Annotated in this window: 20 protein-coding genes and 2 riboswitches; of the genes, 7 read left to right on the forward strand and 13 right to left on the reverse strand. The window is 68.8% G+C overall.

Annotation, left to right across the window (positions count from 1 at the left end; genetic code table 11):
* Positions 1-250: 250 nt before the first annotated feature.
* From NHN26_RS07895 to NHN26_RS07945, 11 genes are all read right to left on the reverse strand, one after another.
* Positions 251-1,399, reverse strand: a complete 1,149-nt coding sequence (locus tag NHN26_RS07895; RefSeq protein WP_253088945.1) for an AI-2E family transporter — start codon at positions 1,397-1,399, stop codon at positions 251-253.
* A 142-nt stretch (positions 1,400-1,541) separates the two neighbouring features.
* Positions 1,542-2,990 (reverse strand): hypothetical protein, encoded by a 1,449-nt coding sequence (locus NHN26_RS07900; RefSeq protein ID WP_253088946.1) that lies wholly within the window; start codon positions 2,988-2,990, stop codon positions 1,542-1,544.
* 94 nt (positions 2,991-3,084) lie between these two features.
* On the reverse strand, positions 3,085-4,167 hold the full coding sequence (locus tag NHN26_RS07905; protein WP_253088947.1) for a Zn-dependent alcohol dehydrogenase: 1,083 nt from the start codon (positions 4,165-4,167) through the stop codon (positions 3,085-3,087).
* Positions 4,168-4,184: 17 nt separating this feature from the next.
* The gene (locus NHN26_RS07910; RefSeq protein ID WP_253088948.1) at positions 4,185-5,405 is read right to left on the reverse strand and encodes a TCR/Tet family MFS transporter; all 1,221 of its coding nucleotides are present in this window, start codon (positions 5,403-5,405) and stop codon (positions 4,185-4,187) included.
* 75 nt (positions 5,406-5,480) lie between these two features.
* Positions 5,481-6,311, reverse strand: coding sequence for a 3-oxoadipate:acetyl-CoA acetyltransferase (locus tag NHN26_RS07915; RefSeq protein ID WP_253088949.1), 831 nt, complete (start codon positions 6,309-6,311; stop codon positions 5,481-5,483).
* Positions 6,308-7,015: an alpha/beta fold hydrolase gene (locus NHN26_RS07920; protein ID WP_253088950.1), complete on the reverse strand. Its 708-nt coding sequence runs from the start codon at positions 7,013-7,015 to the stop codon at positions 6,308-6,310. The genes NHN26_RS07915 and NHN26_RS07920 overlap by 4 nt, the downstream gene beginning before the upstream one ends.
* Positions 7,016-7,099: 84 nt before the next feature.
* Positions 7,100-7,888, reverse strand: coding sequence for a 3-oxoadipate enol-lactonase (gene pcaD, locus NHN26_RS07925; RefSeq protein ID WP_253088968.1), 789 nt, complete (start codon positions 7,886-7,888; stop codon positions 7,100-7,102).
* Positions 7,889-7,948: 60 nt separating this feature from the next.
* A complete protein-coding gene (locus NHN26_RS07930) occupies positions 7,949-9,067 on the reverse strand; it encodes an endonuclease/exonuclease/phosphatase family protein (RefSeq protein WP_253088951.1) in 1,119 nt (372 codons plus the stop codon).
* Positions 9,064-10,026 (reverse strand): threonine ammonia-lyase, encoded by a 963-nt coding sequence (locus NHN26_RS07935; protein WP_253088969.1) that lies wholly within the window; start codon positions 10,024-10,026, stop codon positions 9,064-9,066. The genes NHN26_RS07930 and NHN26_RS07935 overlap by 4 nt, the downstream gene beginning before the upstream one ends.
* Positions 10,027-10,034: 8 nt before the next feature.
* Positions 10,035-10,871, reverse strand: a complete 837-nt coding sequence (locus tag NHN26_RS07940; RefSeq protein WP_354595926.1) for an alpha/beta fold hydrolase — start codon at positions 10,869-10,871, stop codon at positions 10,035-10,037.
* Positions 10,868-11,557, reverse strand: a complete 690-nt coding sequence (locus NHN26_RS07945; protein WP_253088952.1) for a haloacid dehalogenase type II — start codon at positions 11,555-11,557, stop codon at positions 10,868-10,870. The genes NHN26_RS07940 and NHN26_RS07945 overlap by 4 nt, the downstream gene beginning before the upstream one ends.
* Positions 11,558-11,674: 117 nt before the next feature.
* On the opposite strand from NHN26_RS07945, the gene NHN26_RS07950 reads away from it, so the two are divergent.
* The 6 genes from NHN26_RS07950 to gcvP all read left to right on the forward strand — a co-directional run bounded on the left by NHN26_RS07950 (position 11,675) and on the right by gcvP (position 18,020).
* Positions 11,675-12,061, forward strand: coding sequence for a VOC family protein (locus NHN26_RS07950; RefSeq protein WP_253088953.1), 387 nt, complete (start codon positions 11,675-11,677; stop codon positions 12,059-12,061).
* A 123-nt stretch (positions 12,062-12,184) separates the two neighbouring features.
* Positions 12,185-12,613: an FKBP-type peptidyl-prolyl cis-trans isomerase gene (locus NHN26_RS07955; RefSeq protein WP_132693195.1), complete on the forward strand. Its 429-nt coding sequence runs from the start codon at positions 12,185-12,187 to the stop codon at positions 12,611-12,613.
* A 63-nt stretch (positions 12,614-12,676) separates the two neighbouring features.
* Positions 12,677-13,270: a hypothetical protein gene (locus tag NHN26_RS07960; protein WP_253088954.1), complete on the forward strand. Its 594-nt coding sequence runs from the start codon at positions 12,677-12,679 to the stop codon at positions 13,268-13,270.
* Between the two features lie 139 nt (positions 13,271-13,409).
* A riboswitch (glycine riboswitch) is annotated at positions 13,410-13,501 on the forward strand.
* Positions 13,502-13,587: riboswitch (glycine riboswitch) on the forward strand.
* 72 nt (positions 13,588-13,659) lie between these two features.
* A complete protein-coding gene (gene gcvT / locus NHN26_RS07965) occupies positions 13,660-14,790 on the forward strand; it encodes a glycine cleavage system aminomethyltransferase GcvT (protein WP_253088955.1) in 1,131 nt (376 codons plus the stop codon).
* A gap of 9 nt (positions 14,791-14,799) precedes the next feature.
* A complete protein-coding gene (gene gcvH / locus NHN26_RS07970; protein WP_253088956.1) occupies positions 14,800-15,159 on the forward strand; it encodes a glycine cleavage system protein GcvH in 360 nt (119 codons plus the stop codon).
* A gap of 11 nt (positions 15,160-15,170) precedes the next feature.
* Positions 15,171-18,020, forward strand: coding sequence for an aminomethyl-transferring glycine dehydrogenase (gene gcvP, locus NHN26_RS07975; RefSeq protein ID WP_253088957.1), 2,850 nt, complete (start codon positions 15,171-15,173; stop codon positions 18,018-18,020).
* 81 nt (positions 18,021-18,101) lie between these two features.
* On the opposite strand, the gene NHN26_RS07980 is transcribed toward gcvP, so the two are convergent.
* Both NHN26_RS07980 and NHN26_RS07985 read right to left on the reverse strand, forming a co-directional pair.
* Entirely contained in the window at positions 18,102-19,370 is a 1,269-nt protein-coding gene (locus NHN26_RS07980) for a DUF2254 domain-containing protein (protein WP_253088958.1), read from the reverse strand.
* A gap of 36 nt (positions 19,371-19,406) precedes the next feature.
* Positions 19,407-19,628: a hypothetical protein gene (locus NHN26_RS07985; protein WP_253088959.1), complete on the reverse strand. Its 222-nt coding sequence runs from the start codon at positions 19,626-19,628 to the stop codon at positions 19,407-19,409.
* Between the two features lie 77 nt (positions 19,629-19,705).
* Here NHN26_RS07985 and NHN26_RS07990 point away from each other — a divergent pair, with 77 nt between their 5' ends.
* Entirely contained in the window at positions 19,706-20,059 is a 354-nt protein-coding gene (locus tag NHN26_RS07990; RefSeq protein ID WP_253088960.1) for a thioredoxin domain-containing protein, read from the forward strand.
* The last annotated feature ends 142 nt before the right edge of the window (positions 20,060-20,201 follow it).

Here is a 20,201-nt window from a genome sequence, read left to right on the forward strand (position 1 = left end):
TCGGAACGACGCAGGCGCCGCCGACCACGCGGGACAATAGCGCGCCCGAACGGCGATGACATCCGGAGTCGGCCCCCCTGCGACGCTGATACGCGGCCCCGGGACGATGCGGGGGGTTGAATCCGCTTCCCGCGGGGGCGCTGGGCTGCCCGCGGGGCATTCCCCGCGGGAAAGCCGTCCGGATGAACGGCTTGGCCCGAATCGCCCGGGTGGCCGGGACGCTGCCGACCGCCCTGTTCGACGCGCAGGCTCAGGCGGCGTCGCGATGTTCGGGCTTGCGGGCCGCGGCATCGTCCATGTCGGCGTCGGGCAGCCCCTCGCGCGAGAGCAGCACCGCGACCGGGCGCAGCCAGGCGATCTGCGAGCAGACGATCATCACCGAGACCATGATCGGCACGGCAAGGAACATGCCCGGCACGCCCCAGACCGCCGCCCAGAAGGCGAGCGAGGCGATGATCCCGAAGGAGGACAGCCGCAGCGTCTTGCCCAGAAGCAGCGGGTCGAGAACCTGCCCGACCACGAATTGCAGGATCCCCACGATGGCCAGCACGGCAAGCCCGGTCACGTTGTCCCCGGTCTGCACATAGGCCACCAGCGCGGTGGCCAGCGTGGCCACGATCGAGCCGATATTCGGGATGAAGTTCAGCACGAAGGTCAGCACGCCCATGGCCAGCGCCAGTTCCAGACCGAACAGGCGCATCACGGCATAGACCATCGCACCGGTCACCAGGCTGACCAGCGTCTTGACCACGAGGTAGCGGTTCACGCGATGCATGATCGAGCCGATGATCCGCTCGACCCGCGCGGCACGCTCGGCATCGCCCATCAGGCTGTTGAGCTTGGTCGAGAACCACAGCCGTTCGAGAAACAGGAAGCCCACGAACAGCGTCACCAGCACCGCGCCCGAGGCGATGTTGCCCGCCTGCCCGGCCATGGTCGTCAGCCAGGATCCGAGCCGGACGCCGCGCAGCCAGTTCAGCACGGCCTGTTCCACGTCCTCGCCCATCCAGCCGAACATCTCGGCCACCGCACGCTGGCCCGGTTCGGCATATTGCATGATGGTGGTGACCACGGTGTTCGCCTGGGTCAGGATGATCGCCGAGAGCGAGATCAGCACCGTCGCGATCAGCAGCACCGCCAGCAGCGAGGCCAGCCATTCGGAGAACCTTGCCTCGCCGAAGCGCAGCCGCTTCATGTAGCCGATCGCGTCCGATGTCAGCGAGAACAGCATGATGGCGATGGCCAGAGAGATCAGCAGGAACTTGGCCTGCACCAGCAGGAACAGCACCACCGCGAAGGCGATGATGCCCAGGAACCAGACCTGAAGCCGCCGCAGGTCGTGTCTGGGCAACCCCGATTGCGGGGGCGGTTGCAGGTCGGGGTCGAAAGGAGCTTTCATTGCGCGCGATCCGTTGCGCCGCAGCGGGCGGCCAGGGCTGTCCCCCAAACCTAGGGAAGGGCAGCCCGCGGAGCAAGTCATGGCCCCACCCGCACAGGGAAACCGGCGCCCGCGGGCGCCGGTCTGTCGTCTTTCGGGCGCCTCAGCCCCGGGCGCGCAGCCGCAGCGCGCCGAAGCCCGCAAGCCCGGCCAGCAGCAGCGGCAGGCCCGCCGGCAGCGGCACCGGGGCAGGCGCCAGGGCGGCGGCGAATTCGGCGGTGCTCAGGCGGCTGCCATCGGCGAAGAGCCAGTCCTGCCAGTTGCGGAAGCCGCCCGACAGCTCGCCCTGCCCGGTCATCAGCCGCAGCATGTAGGTGTCGTCATCGACCGCCTCGAAGCCCAGAACATCCGTCAGCATGTAGGACATGAGGCTGACGGTATTCTCGCCCGCGCCGCCGTCGAACAGCCCCGCGATCAGCAGGTCGGAGGTCAGCGCGCCGATGCCGAGCAGGTCGTCGCCCGCGCCGAACAGGACATCGCCGTCAAGACGGCTGTCGCCGAACAGGGTCAGCTGGCTGTCGCCCTGCGTCGGGGCAAGGCCGATGGCGATGCCGCCGCGCCCGACCATCGTGCCGGAATTGACGATCTCGACCGATTGGCGCGCCTGGCTGACATGGTCGTCGGGCAGGGTCGGGTCATAGGCGGCCGAGATTGCGCGCGGCCCTTCCATGTAGCCCTCGTTGACGATCCGGACGGATCCGGCGGGGCGCACGGGGTCGCGGCTGTTGTCGAATTCGCCGTCGAGGTCGATGGCGGCCTTGTTGGGGTCGTCATCGGGACCAACCGACAGCAGGACACCGCCAAGGGCGTTGTAGACCTCGCCCTCGTCCATGTCGATCGCGTCGTCGGTGCCGACGATGCGGCCGTAATTCTCGGCCCGGCCCGAGGCGAACTGCACGCCGTCCTCATCGGCCTCGGTCTCGTCGATCTGGATCAGGCCGCGATTGATCAGGGTGAAATCGTCGCGCGCCTCGACCACCTCTTCGCCGCCGTAAAGCTCGCCATTGTTGGTGACGCTCGAGCCCTGGCCGCGGATCTGAAGCGCCCGGCCGTCGGTCGAACGGATCACGCCATCATTGATGACGGTCGTGCCCGGATAATCCTCGCCGCCGCGCACCGCCTGGCGGCGGGCCTCGATCAGCGCCCCCTCGGCATTGATCACGGTCAGCCCGCCATCGCCGCCCCGGCTGTGGATGCCCCGGTCGCCGCCCGAGATCGTGCCATTGTTGATATAGGTCTGGTTCGTGCCGCGCACCTCGATCGCGTTGTTCGCGTTGTCGTTGGCGGTATTCGGGTTCTCGATCAGCCCGTCATTGGTCAGCGTGATGTCGTCGCCGTCAAAGCGGAAGGCGGGCGTCGTCTTGCCGGTCGAGGACACGGTCGCGCCGCTTTCGACACGGATGGTCAGGCCGTCCTCATCCCAGCGCTGGTCGGTCGAGGTGGTGCCGTCCGCGCAGGTCAGCGTCAGGGCCGACAGCGTGCAGGCCTGGGCCGCGGGCGTCAGCGCGACAAGTCCGAGCGTGGCGGTGGTCAGAAGCAGAATTCGGGTCATGTCAGGTCCTTCGAATTGTAAATGCCTGCGGGCTATCGTCCGCGTGTAACAGCAATTTGAAGGGCAGGTGACAAACCGGGCCGGGGCAGGGATGTCAGAACAGGATCACGTTGCGCCGTGCCGCGCCGGTTTTCGTGTCGGCGATGGCCGCGTTGATCTGGTCAAGCCGCCAGCGCCCCGAGATCAGCTCGTCCAGCCGGATCCGGCCCTGGCGGTAAAGATCCACGATCCACGGGATGTCGCGGGCCAGCACCGTGTCGCCCATCATCGAGCCGCGCAGTTCCTGCCCCAGAAGGGCAATCGACATCGGTTCATAGCGCGCCGTCTGGCCGGAATGGGGCATGCCCACCATCACCAGCCGCCCGCCCGGGGCAAGGTAGCGCGGCGCGCTGTCATAGGCCGCGGGGCTGCCGACCGCGACCAGCACCGCATCGGCGGCACGGCCCGCGATCTGGCGGGCCGCGCGCCAGGGCTTGTCCCCGGTGGCCAGAACGCCGTCGGTCGCGCCGAATTCCCGCGCGGCCTCGAGCTTGTCCGCGCGCATGTCGATGGCGATGATCCGGGCGGCGCCCGCCAGCCGCGCGCCCTGGATCGCGTTCAGCCCCACGCCGCCCGCGCCGATCACCACCACGGTTTCGCCGGGCCGGATCCGCGCGGTGTTGACCGCCGCGCCCAGCCCCGTGATGACCCCGCAGGAGATCAGGCTGGCCGCATCCAGCGCCATGTCGGCCGGGATCGGGGCAAGCTGGCTGTGATGGACCACCACCGCCTCGGCAAAGGCGCCGGTATCCAGCCCCTGATGCACGGGTTCGCCCGCAGCGGTGAAGAGCGGCGTGTCGCCATCGCCCGGTTTCGTGCGGCAGATCGTCGGGTGCCCCCCGGCGCAGGTGGGGCAGCGGCCGCAGGCGCGGATCAGCGTGACCAGCACCCTGTCGCCCGGCGCAAACCCCGTGACCCCCGGCCCGATGGCGGCGACATGGCCCGCGGCCTCGTGCCCGTAGACGGCGGGCAGGCTCTGGTTCCAGGCCCCCTCGGCCATCGAGATGTCGGAATGGCAGATCGCGACCGCGCCCAGCGTGACCTCGACCTCGCCCGGCCCCGGCGGGCGCAGGTGCAGGGTCTCGATGGTCAGGGGGGCGCCGAAGGCGCGGCAGATGGCGGCTTTGATCGGGCGCATGGGCATCTCCCTGGGGCTCAGGCCGGGGCGCGGCTATCGCGTCGCGCGACGAAGACAAGGGCGCAGGCGATCATCAGGCCGGCCGCCAGCAGGAACGGCGCGCCGGGCAGGATCAGGGGCGCGCCCTCGCGGGTGAAGGCGGCGAAGATCTGCGTCATCGCGATGGGCGAGAGGATCATCGCGACCGAGCGGGTCGAGGAAATCGCCCCCTGCAATTCGCCCTGCTGGTTGTCCTGCGCGGCCCTGGACATCAGCCCCAGGATCGCGGGCGTGACCACCGCCCCCAGCGCCAGAAGCGGCGTCATCAGAAGGATCGCGGTCGAATTGTCGACAAGGCCGATGATGAGGAAGGCCAGGAAATTGTAGGACAGCCCGTACCAGACGGTGCCGCGTTCGCCCAGCACCCGCAGGATCACCCGGATCAGCCCGCCCTGCACCGCGGCGATGCCGATGCCGAACATCGCCAGCGAAATGCCGATCGTGCCGGTCGACCAGCCAAAGCGATACTGGGTGAAATAGGCCCAGATCGCGGGATAGATGAACATCGCGCATTCATAGAGGAAGAACAGCGTCAGCAGCGGCCGCACCCCGGGCAGCCGCCCCATCTCGCGGAAGGCGCCCAGCGGGTTCGCGCGGCGCCAGTCGAACGGGCGGCGGATGCGGTCGGTCACGGTCTCGGGCAGCACGAAATACCCGAAGATCAGGTTGGCCGTGGCCAGCCCGGCGGCGGCCCAGAACGGCGCGCGGGGGCCAAGCTCGCCCAGGAAACCGCCGATCAGCGGGCCGAGGACGAAGCCGATGCCGAAGGTCGCGCCCACCAGCCCGAAGCGCGCGGCCTTGCGTTCGGGGGGCGAGATATCGGCGATGAAGGCGCCCGCGGTCGCCTGCGTGGCGGCGGTGATCCCGCCCACGATGCGGGCCGCGAACAACAGCCAGATCGAGCCCGCCAGCGCCATCACCACATAATCCAGCGCCATCGTGGCGAGCGAGATCAGCAGGACCGGCCGCCGCCCGTAGCGATCCGACAGGTTGCCGACCAGCGGGCCGCACAGGAACTGCATCACCGCGAACGAGGTGGCGAGGATGCCGCCCCAGATCGCGGCATCCGACAGGCCCACGCCCTCGATATCGCGGATCAGGTCGGGCATCACCGGCAGGATCAGCCCGATCCCGATGGCATCGAGGATCAGCGTGACCAGGATGAAGATGATCGGCAGGCGGGTCTTGGGCTGGCTCATGGGGCGCGCGTCCGGGCGTTGGATGACAAAGGCTTAGCCGTGAGGGCGCGCGCGGCAAAGCGTTTTGCGCGGGTCTCAGCCGGGCCGAAGCCCCAGGATCGCGCGTGCCTCGGCCCAGGTGGCGACGGGGCGGTGGTATTTCTCGCAAAGCTCGACCGCCCGGCGCACCAGCGCGGCATTCGAGGGGGCAAGCCGGTCGCGGTCCAGCCGCACATTGTCCTCGAGCCCCGTGCGGGTATGGCCGCCCGCGGCGATGGACCATTCATTCACCTCGATCTGGTGCCGCCCGATCCCCGCGCCGCACCATTCGGCATCGGGGGCGATCCGCTTCAGCGTCTCGATGTAGAAATCGAAACCGGGCCTGTCGGCGGGCATCGCGTTCTTCACCCCCATCACGAACTGGACGTAAAGCGGTCTGGCCAGCCGCCCGTCCCCGGTCATCTTCACGGCCTGGAAGATATGGGACAGGTCGAACGCCTCGATTTCCGGCTTCACATCGTATTTGTGCATTTCCGAGGCCAGGAAATCGATCAAATCGGGCGGATTCTCGTAGACCCGTGTTGGAAAATTGTTGGAGCCGACCGCCAACGAGGCCATGTCGGGGCGCAGCGGCAGCATCCCGGCGCGCGCCGCGCCCGCGCCGGAGCGGCCGCCGGTGGACAATTGCACGATCATGCCGGGGCAATGCTTGTGGATGCCCTCCATCAGGCGGGCGAAGCGCTCGGGGTCCGAGGTCGGCGTCTGGTCGTCGTTGCGGACATGGCAATGCGCGATGGCCGCGCCCGCCTCGAAGCTTTCGTGGGTGCTTTCGACCTGTTCGGCGACGGTGATGGGAACCGCCGGGTTGTCCTCCTTGCGGGGGACGGATCCGGTGATGGCGACGCAGATGATGCAGGGTTTGGTCATGTCGTTTCGGCAATCCGGTTCAGAATGTCGGCCAGTCTGTCGGGCTGGGCGAAGAAGGGCGAGTGGCCGCACTCCATGTCATGGAGATGGGCGATTGGCCAGTCCCGGGTCATGTCGCGCTGGGCCTCGGGCGGGATGATGCGGTCGGCGGTGCAGCGGATGTAATGGCGCGCCAGACCGGGCGGCAGGGCGGCGGCCGGTTCGGTGCCGGGTGCGGTCGGCTGCGGGGTCAGGCGGGCGCGGGCATAATCCGCGGTGCCGGGCGGGCAGTCATGGTAGAAATAGGTGTCCAGCGTCTCGTCGCGGAAGGTCGAGGTCTTGCGGTCGGGGCTCAGCCGTATCGCCGCCATCAGGTTCGCGCAGCCATGGCGCGCCCTCAGATCGCGCGCGGACTCGCCCTCCCGCGGCGCCCATGCAGCCAGGTAGACAAGGGCCGCGACCCGCTCGGGCGCGGCGGCGGCCGCTGCGGTGATCGTGATGCCGCCCAGCGAATGGCCGACGAGTATCGTCGGGCCATCAATCGCCGCCAGCACCGCGTCGCGACAGGCGGCGAGCGTCACGGACTCGGGCGGCGTCGGGTCCGACCCCGCCGACGGCAGGTCGAGCGCGCGTGCCCCGTGGCCCGCCGCCTGAAGCCGGGGCAGGATGTCACGCCAGCACCAGGCGCCGTGGTTCGAGCCGTGGACAAGCAGGAATTCTGCCATGATCAAGCCCAATAAGGGGTGTTTGACCCGTCGAAATGTTGGAAAAGTGAAAGTCTGGCGCAGGGCTGCGCGGCATCGGATCGGTCAGACATGGCCTGTCTCCTTGAGGAATGCGGTCAGGATCTCGGCATAGTCGCCGGGTTTCTCGATACAGGGCAGATGGCCCGCGCCGCGGATCAGCTGGAACCGCGAGCCCTTGATCAGGGCCGCCGTCTCGCGCACCAGATCGGGCGGGGTCGAGCCGTCCGCGCTGCCCGCGATGGCGAGGGTCGGCAGGCTCAGCCCCGAGGTCGGCGTGTAGAAATCCGTGCCCGAGATCGCCGCGCAGCAGCCCAGATAGCCCTCGACCGGCTGGCGTGTCAGCATGTGGCGCCAGAGCGCGCAATCGGGGCTTTCGCGGTAGGGGCGCGCGAACCAGCGCTCCATCGTGGCATCTGCCAGTGCCGCGATCCCGCCCGCGCGGATGGCCGCCATGCGCTCGGCCCAGATCGCGGGGGTGCCGATTTTGGCCGCGCTGTTCGACAGCACCAGCGCGCGCACCTGATCCAGCCGCTTGACCGCCAGCCCCTGCGCCACCATCCCGCCGATCGAGAGGCCGACGAAGACGCAGTCGGTCACGCCGAGAAAATCCAGCAGCCGCTCGGCATCGCGCACCAGCGCGCCCATGGAATAAGGCCCCGGCGGGCAGGCGGACAGCCCGTGCCCGCGCATGTCGTAGCGGATCGCGCGCAGGCCCGCGGGCAGCAGCGCCACCACCTCGTCCCAGATGCGCAGATCGGTGCCCAGCGCATTCGCGAAGACCACCGGCGCGCCGTCCGGGTCGCCATCCTCGCGGAAATGCAGGGCCACGTCGCCCAGATCGGCAATCCGCATCGGCACCTCCTGTCCTGTCCGGCCGCGGCGCAGCATGGCCCGCGCGCCGGGGGGCGTCAATCAGACCAGCCGGACATGCGCCATGATCTGGCCGTGATCCGAGGCGCGGATATTGCCCGGCGCCTCGGGATGGGTGCCGTCGGTGATGTGGTCGTTATAGACGCCGAAATGGGTCATCTCGCCGATGCGGCCGGGCCAGTCGGGGTGGAAATGGCGTGACAGGAGGATCGCATCGAAGGATTCGAAGACGCCGCCGAAGGCGTTGGTATAGGCCGTGTCGCGCAGGGATTTGCGGATGAAGAGCCGCTCGGCCGAATGCAGTCGGACCCGTTCGACGGCTTCGGTAATCGCGGCCGCCTCGGCCTCGGAATAATGGTCGTCCGCCGATTTCGCGTCGTGGCGGCGCAGCCAGGTGTAATCGGTAAAGGGCCGTTCGCCCGCGATGATCTGTTGCGTGGCCGATTGCGGGGTGGCGTTCAGATCGCCCAGCACCGCCACGGGGTTGCCGGCCTCAAGCTCGTCGACCACCAGCTTGCGCAGCACCCAGGCCTCGGCCATCCGGCGCAGCGAGGCGCGCAGGAGGCCCAGCGCCCGGCCCGGGGCGTCGTAATGCGACAGGTCCACCTCGGGCGAGAAGCGCGCGCCCCTGGGGCGGACGAATTCGCCCATGCGCGATCTGAGATGCAGGTTGAAGACGGTCAGCACATGGCCGCCGACGGGCACGCGCACCTTCAGGATCGGGCGCGTCAGCCGGTTCAGGACATACTGGCCCGCATCGCCGCCGCCCAGATGGTTGAACGGGATCTCCAGCGGCGGGTCGAGCCGCTGGATCGAGACCGGCTGCCCGGCAAAGCCGAAGCGCGACAGGATCGCCAGCCCCGGCCGCCGCTCGCCCGGGCCGGAATCGGCGAGGTTGGGGGCAACGGCCAGATCGGCCTCGGCATACGGGCGGCGGTGGGGGGCGCGTGCATCGGCCTCGGCGATCACCTCGCGCAGGGCCTCGGGGTCGATGATTTCCTGGAACGCCAGAATGTCGGAATCCATGCGGTTCACCTGATCCGCCATCCAGTCCCGCTTGGCGGCGTAATCCTCTGGGGAATAACGCTCGAACCGCTGGTATTCCTGATCCGGCCCGATCAGGTTCTGGGCGTTGAATGTTGCGATTCTGAAAGTCGTCATTGCATCTCTCCGCTTTGGCGAAGCGCCATCCGGAAGGTTTCCGCCGCCACATTGCCGCCCGATCCGATCACGATCACCGCGTCGCCTGTCACCGCGTCGGGATGGAACAATGAGGCGGCCAGTGCCACCGCGCCGCCGGGTTCGAGCACGATCTTCAGATGGTCGAAGGCGGCGGCCATGGCGCGCAGGGCCTCGTCCTCGGTCACGACAAGACCGGGGCCGCAGAGCCGCGCCATGATCGGGAAGGTGATCCGCCCCGGGCTGGGCGTCAGGATCGCGTCGCAAAGCGCGCCCGCGCGGGCGTCGTTCGCAACGATCCAGCTCGAGGCCAGGGACCGGGCGGTGTCGTCGAAGCCCTCTGGCTCCACGGGGCGCACCCGCAGCCCCGGCGCGCGCGCCGCGAGCGCCAGCGCGACGCCCGCGGTCAGCCCGCCGCCGCCGCAGGGGATCAGCACATCGGCCTGCGTCACGCCTGCCGCGGCGGCCTGCGCGGCCAGTTCCAGCCCGGCCGTGCCCTGCCCCGCGATCACCTGCGGATCGTCGAAGGGCCGGATCAGCGTCAGCCCCCGCGCGTCCGCGATCCCGGCCGCAAGCGCCTCGCGGTCTTCGGTGGCGCGGTCATGCAGCACCACCTCGGCGCCCAGCGCGCGGGTGTTCGCGATCTTGGGCGCGGGCGCGTCGGCGGGCATCACGATCACCGCGGGCAGTCCGAACGCGGCCGCGGCGCGGGCCACGCCCTGCGCATGGTTGCCCGAGGACAGGGCGATCACGCCGCGCGCCCCCGCATCCAGCGCCGAGACCGCCGCCCAGCCGCCGCGCGCCTTGAAGCTGCCGGCATGTTGCAGGCATTCGGCCTTGAGCAGCACGCGGCGGCCTGCGATCCGGTCCAGCCCGGGCGCGGACAGCAGCGGCGTTTCGCGCACATGGCCCGCAAGGCGCGTCGCCGCGGCCTCGATCATCGCGATGTTCACGCCACGGCCTTCAGGAAGGCGCGGATCGCGGCGAGGCTTTCGGGTTCGTCGAGGAAGGGCACATGGCCGCGATCCGCCACCTCGGCAAAGATCATGTCGGGGCGGCGGCGGCGCATCTCGGCCGCGGTCTCGGCGGACAGGATGTCGGAATTGGCCCCCCGGATCAGCGCGACCGGCAGGCCCGCGAGCGCATCGAACATCGGCCACAGATCGGGCAAGGCGTCGGTTGCGGATGCTTCGGACACCGCGTTGCGCAGCCGCGGGTCGTAACGCAGCGCGAGTCCATCGGGCGCCTCGTCCCAGACCCGCCTGGCATATTCGCGCCAGGTCGCGCGCGAAACGCCGGGAAACCGGTCCTGCATCGCCGCCTCAAGCCGCTCTGCGGCCGCGTCGAAATCGGCAAGGCCGGGGCGTTTGCCGAGATGGCCCATGATATAGGCCAGCCCCCGGGGATCGACCAGCGGGCCGATATCGTTGAGACAGACGCCCAGCAGCCGGTCGCGATGGCCCATCGCCAGCACCATCGCGATCAGCCCGCCGCGCGAGGTGCCCAGGATCGCGGCCTTTTCAAGCCCGAGATGGTCGAGCAGTGCCAGCGCGTCCCGGCCCTCCCGGATCAGGTTGTAATTCATGAAGTCGGGATCATGGCCGGACCGGCCGCGCCCGCGCATGTCGAGGCGGATCACCCGGGCGCTGTCGGCGAAATGGTCCAGAACCGGCTCGAAATCGTCCATGTTGCGCGTCAGGCCCGCAAGGCACAGCAGCGGGGTGCCCGCGCCCTGGTCGTCATAGGCCAGCATCAGCCCGTCATCGGCGGCGAAATGCTGCATCATGCGCCCTTTGCCAATGCCGGGATGCCGGTCAGGTCAGGCAGGACATGGGCCGGTCGCCAGGGCATCCGGTCGACCGGGGCGCCCGTGCGGTTGACCCAGGCGGTCACGAAGCCGTAACCGGCACCGGCCGCGGCATCCCAGCCGTTGGACGAGACGAAGAGCACCTGGTCCGGGGCCGTGCCGAACCGCCGGCCGACAAGGTCATAGACGGACGGGTGCGGCTTGAAGATGCCGACGCTCTCGACCGAGAGCACGTCGTCGAGCAGCGCACCGATCCCGGCCGAGGCCACGGCATTGGCCAGCATGCCGGGCGCGCCGTTCGACAGGATGGCGGTGGCCTTGCCCGCCTGTTTCAGCGCGCTCAGCATGGCGGACACCTCGGGATAGGGCGACAGCGCGCGGTAGAGGTCGAGCAGGCGGGCGCGCAGCCTTGCATCGCCCTGCAGGCCGTGGGCCTCCATCGCCCAGTCCAGCCCGTCCTGCGTGACCTGCCAGAAATCGGCATGCGCCCCGGTGATGGCGCGCAGCCAGGTGTATTCGAGCTGCTTGCGCCGCCAGTCCTCGGCCAGCCGCACCCAGAGACCGGCGAGTCGTTCGCAGCCCGGCGCGCTGGCCGCTTCGCGCGCGGCGGCGGTCACGTCGAACAACGTGCCATAGGCATCGAAGATGCAGGTGGTGATGGCCATGGGGTCCTCCTCGGGGGCGAGACTGGCACAGAGCCGGGCGGGGGAAAAGGGTGCGGACGCGCCGCAGCGGGATGTCACGGGAATCGGGTAGGATGCTGCCACAGGAAGGAGACCGCGATGTCACAAGATCACGGCAAGGTCTGGTGGACCGAACTGATGACCCGCGACGTGCCCGGCGCACTGGCCTATTACAAGGCCGTCTGCAGCTGGTATTTCGAGCCGATGCCGATGGGTGCGGGCGTCTACCAGGTGGGCTTTCGCGCCGGGCAGCCGGTCGTGGGGGTCATGGATCTGGGCGATCTGCCCGGCATGGAGGACGTGCCGCCGCACTGGTTCAGCTATTTCGCGGTCTCCGACCTGCCCCGCGCGCTGGAGCAGACCCGCGCCCAGGGCGGCGGCGTGATCCGCGAGCCCTTTCGGATCGAGGGCGTGGGACAGATCGCCATCCTGCGCGATCCGACCGGCGCGGCGCTGGGATTGATGACGCCCGCGCGCATGGGCTGAGGCATCGCGGCGCTTTACATCGGGGAGGCGTCCCTTCAGGTTCGGGTCACGACCCGAGCACCCGTGCCGATCGCGCGGCCTCGGCAAACCCGTTCCCCCGACAGACAAGCGAAGGAGAGACCCATGACCGAGGTCAAACCGGGCGACAAGGTCCGCATCCATTACACCGGCACGCTGGCCGACGGCACCACCTTCGACTCGTCCGAAGGCCGCGACCCGCTGGAATTCACCGTGGGGTCGGGCGAGATCATTCCCGGGCTGGACACCGCGCTGCCGGGCATGCGCGCGGGGGACAGCAAGACGGTCGAGGTGCCCTGCGCCGAAGCCTATGGCGAACGCAATCCCGGTGCGCGCCAGGCGATCCCGCGCGCCCAGGTGCCCGCGGAAATCCCGCTGGAGATCGGCACCCGGCTGCAATTGCAGACGCCCGATGGACAGGTCGTGGCGGTGACCGTCGCCGAGGTGAGCGACGAGGCGGTGGTGCTTGACGCCAATCACCCGCTGGCGGGCGAGGATCTGACCTTCGAGATCGAGCTGGTCTCGATCGGCTGACCGGCCGCGGGGCTTGGCGCGCGGGACCCTTCGTGGTCAACTCGGCCGCAGGAGGCGCGCGCCATGTCCCAGACCGTCGATACCCTGCTGGCCCGGATCCGCGAATTGCAGCAGGGCCTTCAGGATGACCTGGAGGAGAAGCGGGCAGAGTTCCGTTACCGCCTGGTGTCCGGGCGTGCCCGCTTCGAGGAGGAGGTGCTGGCCCGCCACCGGGCGCTGCGGGTCAGCCTGCTGGCCTTTCTGGCCAGCCCGCGGCCGCTGTTCATCCTGACCGCGCCGGTGAGCTATGCGCTGATCCTGCCGGTCGTGCTGCTGGACCTGTTCGTGGCGATCTATCAGGCGATCTGTTTCCCGGTCTATGGCATCGACAAGGTGCGCCGGGGCGATCATGTGGTGATCGACCGCCATCAGCTGGCCTATCTGAACGGGTTGCAGAAGCTGAACTGCATCTATTGCGGCTATGCCAACGGGGTGCTGGCCCTGGCCCGGGAGGTCGCAGCGCGGACCGAGCAATACTGGTGCCCGATCAAGCATGCCCGCCGGGTCGGCGATCCGCACGCGCTCTACGGCAATTTCAACGATTTCGGCGATGCCGAGGGGTTCCGGGCGCGGCAATCCGCGCTGAGGTCGGATCTGCGGCGGATCCGGGGGCGGTAGCGGGCGCGGAAAACGCGGGCCTTGCCGTCCGGATCCCTGGCCGTGGCGTTTGCGCCATGGGGCCGCAGGCCGACATCGCGCGGCGCCCTTGGCGGCGGCGGGCTCTTGCCTGCAAGCGACGCTTCATCTAGCGTCCGCGTCATCCATCCCGGGAGAATCCGGCCCCCGTGGCCGGTGCCGAAGGAGCAACCGCCCCGGTAAACTCTCAGGCGCAAGGACCGCGGATGGGCACGGAAACTCTGGAGAGAGGCACGGGGGGTCGGCCCGGTGTCCGCCGAAGGGATAGCGATCTCAGGCGAAGGGACAGAGGGGGCATCGCAACGGACATCCCGCGGGGATGGCCGCAATCGGTGTCGGGATGCGTGCTGCATCCGGCGGAAAGGGGCGACATGTCGGAACTGAGGCGCACCGCGCTTTACGGTCTTCATCTGGAACTGGGCGCGAAGATGGTGCCCTTCGCGGGCTACGAGATGCCCGTGCAATACGCCCCCGGCGTGCTGAAGGAGCATCTGCATTGCCGCGCCGCGGCGGGGCTGTTCGATGTGGGCCATATGGGCCAGGTGATCCTGCGCGCGCCCTCGGGTCAGGCGGCGGATGCCGCGGCTGCGCTGGAACGGCTGGTGCCGGTCGATCTGCTGGGGCTTGCGCCGGGGCGGCAGCGCTATGCGATGTTCACCGATGCGGCGGGCGGGATTCTGGACGACCTGATGGTGGCCAATCGCGGGGATCATCTGTTTCTTGTCGTGAATGCCGCCTGCAAGGGGGCCGATCTCGCCCATCTGCGGGCGCATCTGGCCGGGGATTGTGCGGTCGAGGAGGTGGCCGACCGCGGCCTGCTGGCGCTTCAGGGGCCTGCGGCCGCGTCGGTGATGGACGGGGTCGCCCCGGGGGCCGCGGCGATGCGCTTCATGGATGTGGCCACGCTGGACAGCGCGTTCGGCCCGCTCTGGCTGTCGCGGTCGGGCTATACCGGCGAGGACGGGTTCGAGATTTCGGTCGAGGGGGCGCAATGCGAGGCGCTGGCGCATGCGCTGCTGGCCCATGAGGCGGTCCAGCCCATCGGCCTTGGTGCGCGCGACAGCCTGCGGCTGGAGGCGGGGCTGTGCCTTTACGGCCATGATATCGACAGCACGACCTCGCCCGTCGAGGCGGGGCTGTCCTGGGCGATCCAGACGGCGCGGCGGGCAGGCGGGGCGCGCGAAGGCGGCTTTCCGGGTGCGGGCCGCATCCTGCGGGAACTGGCCGACGGCCCCGCGCGGCAGCGCATAGGCCTGCGCCCGCAAACCCGCGCGCCGATGCGCGAGGGCACGCCGCTTTTCGCGACCGAAGACGCCGCCGATCCGGTCGGCATCGTCACATCGGGCGGTTTCGGCCCGTCGATCGAGGCGCCGCTGGCGATGGGCTATCTGCCCGTTGATCTTGGCCAAAAAGGGCGCACAGTCTGGGGCGAGGTGCGCGGCAGGCGGATGGCTGCCGATGTCGTCGCCCTGCCGTTCAGAGACCCGAACTACAAGCGTTGAGGATCCCCCATGTATTACACCGAAGAACATGAATGGCTGCGCGTCGAGGACGATCTGGTCGTCGTCGGCATCACCGAGCATGCCGCCGAGCAACTGGGCGACATCGTCTTTGTCGACCTGCCCGACGAGGGCAAGACCGTGTCCAAGGATGACGAGGTCGTGGTGATCGAGAGCGTCAAGGCGGCGTCCGACATCCTGGCGCCGCTGGATGGCGAGATCGTCGAGGTGAACATCGCGCTTTCCGACAATCCCGGCCTCGTCAATGACGATCCGCTGGGCGAGGCGTGGTTCTTCAAGATGAAGGTCGAGGATCTGTCGGCACTCGACGATCTGATGGACGAAGCCGCCTACAAGAAATTCATCGGCTGACGGAACGCCCCATGCCCTATTCCCCCAGCACCTACCTGCCCTACGATTTCGCAAACCGCCGCCATATCGGCCCCTCGCCCGAGGAAATGGTCGAGATGCTGAAGGTGCTGGGGCTGTCCACGCTCGAAGGGCTGATCGACGAGACCGTGCCCGCCAGCATCCGCCAGGCCGAGCCGCTGGACTTCGGCAAGCCGAAATCCGAACGCGAGATGCTGTGGTTCATGCGCCAGATCGCCAAGAAGAACCGCCCCTTCACCACGCTGATCGGACAGGGCTATTACGGCACGGTCACGCCGCCCGCGATCCAGCGCAACATCCTGGAAAACCCCGCCTGGTATACCGCCTACACCCCCTATCAGCCGGAAATCAGCCAGGGCCGGCTGGAGGCTCTGCTGAACTACCAGACCATGGTCTGCGACCTGACGGGGCTGGAGGTGGCCAATGCCTCGCTGCTGGACGAGGCGACGGCCTGTGCCGAGGCGATGACCATGGCCCAGCGCGTGGCGACGTCGAAGGCAGGGGCGGTCTTCGTGGACGAGAACTGCCACCCGCAGAACATCGCGGTGATCCGCACCCGCGCCGAACCGCTGGGGATCGAGGTGATCGTGGGCGATCCCTTTGCCGATCTGGATCCGGCCCGGGTCTTTGCTGGCCTCTTCCAGTATCCCGGCACCCATGGCCATCTGCACGACTTCACCGGCCCCATCGCGGCGCTGCATGACGCGGGCGCGCTGGGCATCGTCGTGGCCGATCCGATGGCGCTGGTGATCCTCAAGGAACCGGGCGCGATGGGGGCCGATATCGCCGTGGGCTCCACCCAGCGTTTCGGCGTGCCGATGGGGTTCGGCGGCCCGCATGCCGCCTACATGGCCTGCCGCGAGGCCTACAAGCGCGCCATGCCGGGCCGGATCGTCGGCGTGTCGGTCGACGCCCACGGGCGCAAGGCCTATCGGCTGGCGTTGCAGACGCGCGAACAGCATATCCGCCGCGAAAAGGCCACCTCGAACGTCTGCACCGCGCAGGCGCTGCTGGCGGTGATCGCGGGGTTCTACGCGGTCTTTCACGGGCCGAAGGGGCTGCGCGCCATCGCCCAGCGCATACACCGCAAGGCGGTGCGCACCGCGCGCGGGCTGGAAGAGGCGGGGTTCAGGGTCGAGCCGCAGGACTTCTTCGACACCTTCACGGTCGAGGTCGGCCCGATGCAGGGCGTGATCCTCAAGGCCGCGCAGGCCGAGCGGATCAACCTGCGCAAGGTGGGCGAGACCAAGCTGGGGATTTCGCTGGACGAGACCACCCGCCCCGCGTCGATCGAGGCGCTGTGGCGCGCCTTCGGCATCACCCGCAAGGACGAGGGCGGCGACGGGCAATACCGCTTTCCCGACGCGATGCTGCGCACATCCGACTACCTGACCCACCCGGTCTTCCAGATGAACCGGGCCGAGACGGAAATGATGCGCTACATGCGCCGTCTGGCCGACCGCGACCTGGCGCTGGACCGGGCGATGATCCCGCTCGGGTCCTGCACGATGAAGCTGAACGCCGCGGTCGAGATGATGCCGATCACCTGGCCGGAATTCGCCAACATCCACCCGCTGGCGCCGGCGGAACAGGTTAAGGGCTATGCCGAGATGCTGGCCGATCTGGCCGACAAACTGTGTCTCATCACCGGCTATGACGCGATGTCGATGCAGCCCAATTCGGGCGCGCAGGGCGAATATGCGGGGCTGCTGACGATTGCCGCCTATCACCGGGCGAACGGACAGGGGCACCGCAATGTCTGCCTGATCCCCACCTCGGCGCATGGCACCAACCCCGCCTCGGCCCATATGGCGGGGATGAAGGTGGTGGCGGTCAAGGCGACCGGGACCGGCGATATCGACCTGGCCGATTTCCGCGCCAAGGCCGAGGCGGCGGGCGACAACCTGGCGGCCTGCATGATCACCTATCCCTCGACCCATGGCGTGTTCGAGGAAACCGTGCGCGAGGTCTGCGAGATCACCCACCGCTTCGGCGGGCAGGTCTATCTGGACGGCGCGAACCTGAACGCGCTGGTGGGGCTGGTCAAACCCGGCGAGATCGGGGCGGATGTCAGCCACCTGAACCTGCACAAGACCTTCTGCATCCCCCATGGCGGCGGGGGCCCCGGCATGGGCCCGATCGGGGTCAAGGCGCATCTTGCCCCCCACCTGCCGGGCGATCCGATGACGGGCGGGCCGGGGGCGGTGTCGGGCGCGATGCACGGCTCGGCCTCGATCCTGCCGATCAGCTATGCCTATATCCTGCTGATGGGCGGCGCGGGGCTGACCCAGGCCACCAAACTCGCGATCCTGAACGCCAATTACATCGCGAAACGGCTGGAGGGTGCCTATGACGTGCTCTTCAAGGGGCGGAACGGGCGGGTCGCGCATGAATGCATCATCGACACCCGCCCCTTCGCCGACAGCGCGGGGGTCACGGTGGACGACATCGCGAAGCGGCTGGTCGATTGCGGTTTTCACGCGCCGACGATGAGCTGGCCGGTCGCGGGCACGCTGATGATCGAGCCCACCGAAAGCGAGACCAAGGCCGAGCTTGACCGCTTCATCACCGCGATGCTGGCGATCCGCGAGGAGATCCGCGCGATCGAGGAGGGCCGCGCCGACCGCGAGAACAACCCGCTGAAACGCGCCCCCCACACGGTCGAGGACCTGGTGAACGACTGGGACCGGCCCTATACCCGCGAACAGGCCTGCTTTCCGCCCGGCGCCTTCCGGGTCGACAAGTACTGGCCGCCGGTCAACCGGGTGGACAACGTCTTTGGCGACCGCCACCTCGTCTGCACCTGCCCGGCGGTCGAGGATCTGGCCGAAGCCGCGGAATAGTCCACGCGGATGGCGGGGCCGCCCGGATGTCCTGTTGGCCTAACCGGACATCCGGGCGCCTTGCCCTTCTCGCTCGGGGGCTTAGCCCGGCGCCGCCGCTCCGCTGCGGTGCCGATCCCGCTGATCGGCCAGCGCCTTCAGCCCGGCCTTGTCGTCGTCAAGCACAAGTGCGCGTTCGGCCTGGGCCAGCGCGCGCGCCGTCATCCGCTCGGCGGCATGGGCAAGCCCCGCGTCCCCGCCCGTGCGCAGCGTGTTCAGCGCCTTGACCAGACGCCGCATCACCTCGACCATGCCCGCCCCGTCGCGCGCGATGGCGTCGAAGGCATCCCCCACCAGGTCGTCGGCGTTGACCGTCGGGGCGAAAAGATTGGGATAGCGCACCTCGTCGTTGACCGGATCACATTCAGCAAGCAGCCGTTCCAGCCGGGCGATCACGTCGATCGCAGTCCCGGGATCGTTCAGCCCCGGCGACAGCGCGCGCGAGGCGATCTCGGACAGCACCACCAGCGCAAAGCGCGCATCCTGGTCAAAGCTGCGGACAGCGTCGATTTCGAAGGCGGGCTGGAACGCCGCCGGCGGCGCGCTTCCGGCGGGGTGCAGCCAGGCCAGCGGGGCGCCCGCGACGAGAAACTCGCCCGGCGTGGCGGCAAGGTAGATCTCGGCCTCCGCTTCGGCGGCCCGCGCCGACAGCCCCGCCATGTCGACGAATTGCACATGGCCGCCCCGCGGGGCCAGGATCGGCTCGGCGCCCGCGGGGATCGACGCGGTGCCGGGCAGGGGGCGCGCCCCGAGGCTGGGGGCCGCGCGGTATTTTCGCAGCGTGGCGCGGGCGCGGGTTTCGACCTGGGCGATGGTCTCGTCCATGCTGCCCAGCCGCGACAGGTGATCGATCCATCGCAGGATCGCCAGAACCACAAGCGCCACCACCAGCACCGTGAACAGGAAGACGACGACCGGGGCGGAACCGGCGTGGAACCCCGCCCGGAACAGGATGATCGAGACCAGCGCAAAGACGAAGGCGCCGAGGAAGGTCGCCAGCACCGTCTGCGTCGTCGTGTCCTCAAGCAGCAGGCGGTGCGAGCGTGGCGTCACCTGGCTGGACGCCGCGTGATGGGCCGAGACCATCACCGACAGCGAGAAGGTGGTGACCGCCAGCATCGACGAGGCCAGCACGTTCAGGATCGGCATCACCGCATCCTCGCCGATCCGATCGGCAAGCGCCCGCGGTATGACCGGATCGACAACCGCCGCGGTCACCGCCGCAACGATGCCCAGCAGCGCGATCAGGGTCGTCCGGACCCAGAGCTTGCGCGACAGGTTGATAAGCTGCCAGAGCCGTCTTGATAACATGAGGGACTCCTCGGAACCTGCGTCGAGCCTAGCAGGTCAGGCGCCCCGGTCCAGCCGCCGCGCGGGGTGGAGGTCGTCAGCCGAAAAGGCGATTCCGCGCTCGGCCAGCCATGCGGCGAAATGCCGGGTCTTGGCCTCGAGCGAGCAGGTGCCGGTCAGGCAGACCGGATCTGCGGCATAGGTCGTGCGCAGGCCCATCTGCTGCGCCGGGTCCAGCGCGGACCAAGGGGTCAGGTGATCGGCCGTCGAGTCATCCATGATACGAGTTTGACCTTGAAAGTGGCCGGGTTCAACGCGATATATTCAAGAACGCGAATATTTCTGGAGGGCGATCCATGGGCGCCGGAGTAAAACTGACCTGCACGGATTGCGGCACGGTGAACCGCGTGCCCGCCGACAAGCTGGGCGCGGGACCGAAATGCGGAACCTGCGGGGCCCGGCTCGTGCCCGGCAAACCCGCCGAAATCGACTTCCAGACCCTCCAGAAATGCGTCAGGGGCGACGACCTGCCCCTGCTGGTGGATTTCTGGGCGGCCTGGTGCGGGCCCTGCCGGATGATGGGTCCGCAATTCGCCCAGGCCGCGCAGATGATGGCGCCGGGTGTCCGCTTTGCCAAGGTCGACACCCAGTCGAATCCCGATGCCACGGTGCGCTACGACATCCGCGGCATTCCGCTGCTGATCCTGTGAGGTGGTCCCCGTTTTCTGGACAGATTTGCGGCGTTGCTAAGCTTGCCTGTTGATCATGCCGCCGCCTTCAGGTCTTGGCCCTGATGGGCCTCAACCGGTGTCCTTCCGCCAAGCGCCGAATGGGGGCGCAGGGTGTTGTAAA

The organism is Rhodovulum tesquicola, assembly GCF_024128855.1.
Lineage (GTDB): Bacteria > Pseudomonadota > Alphaproteobacteria > Rhodobacterales > Rhodobacteraceae > Rhodovulum > Rhodovulum tesquicola.

Coding starts and splice junctions, on each gene's coding strand:
- NHN26_RS07980 (WP_253088958.1), bottom strand. CDS start 19,370: ATGTTATCAAGACGGCTCTGGCAGCTTATCAACCTGTCGCGCAAGCTC.
- NHN26_RS07985 (WP_253088959.1), bottom strand. CDS start 19,628: ATGGATGACTCGACGGCCGATCACCTGACCCCTTGGTCCGCGCTGGAC.
- NHN26_RS07950 (WP_253088953.1), top strand. CDS start 11,675: ATGTCACAAGATCACGGCAAGGTCTGGTGGACCGAACTGATGACCCGC.
- NHN26_RS07900 (WP_253088946.1), bottom strand. CDS start 2,990: ATGACCCGAATTCTGCTTCTGACCACCGCCACGCTCGGACTTGTCGCG.
- NHN26_RS07910 (WP_253088948.1), bottom strand. CDS start 5,405: ATGAGCCAGCCCAAGACCCGCCTGCCGATCATCTTCATCCTGGTCACG.
- NHN26_RS07905 (WP_253088947.1), bottom strand. CDS start 4,167: ATGCGCCCGATCAAAGCCGCCATCTGCCGCGCCTTCGGCGCCCCCCTG.
- pcaD (WP_253088968.1), bottom strand. CDS start 7,888: ATGCGGATTGCCGATCTGGGCGACGTGGCCCTGCATTTCCGCGAGGAT.
- NHN26_RS07945 (WP_253088952.1), bottom strand. CDS start 11,557: ATGGCCATCACCACCTGCATCTTCGATGCCTATGGCACGTTGTTCGAC.
- gcvH (WP_253088956.1), top strand. CDS start 14,800: ATGTATTACACCGAAGAACATGAATGGCTGCGCGTCGAGGACGATCTG.
- gcvT (WP_253088955.1), top strand. CDS start 13,660: ATGTCGGAACTGAGGCGCACCGCGCTTTACGGTCTTCATCTGGAACTG.
- NHN26_RS07960 (WP_253088954.1), top strand. CDS start 12,677: ATGTCCCAGACCGTCGATACCCTGCTGGCCCGGATCCGCGAATTGCAG.
- NHN26_RS07915 (WP_253088949.1), bottom strand. CDS start 6,311: ATGACCAAACCCTGCATCATCTGCGTCGCCATCACCGGATCCGTCCCC.
- NHN26_RS07930 (WP_253088951.1), bottom strand. CDS start 9,067: ATGACGACTTTCAGAATCGCAACATTCAACGCCCAGAACCTGATCGGG.
- NHN26_RS07895 (WP_253088945.1), bottom strand. CDS start 1,399: ATGAAAGCTCCTTTCGACCCCGACCTGCAACCGCCCCCGCAATCGGGG.
- NHN26_RS07920 (WP_253088950.1), bottom strand. CDS start 7,015: ATGGCAGAATTCCTGCTTGTCCACGGCTCGAACCACGGCGCCTGGTGC.
- NHN26_RS07940 (WP_354595926.1), bottom strand. CDS start 10,871: ATGATGCAGCATTTCGCCGCCGATGACGGGCTGATGCTGGCCTATGAC.
- NHN26_RS07990 (WP_253088960.1), top strand. CDS start 19,706: ATGGGCGCCGGAGTAAAACTGACCTGCACGGATTGCGGCACGGTGAAC.
- NHN26_RS07935 (WP_253088969.1), bottom strand. CDS start 10,026: ATGATCGAGGCCGCGGCGACGCGCCTTGCGGGCCATGTGCGCGAAACG.
- NHN26_RS07955 (WP_132693195.1), top strand. CDS start 12,185: ATGACCGAGGTCAAACCGGGCGACAAGGTCCGCATCCATTACACCGGC.
- gcvP (WP_253088957.1), top strand. CDS start 15,171: ATGCCCTATTCCCCCAGCACCTACCTGCCCTACGATTTCGCAAACCGC.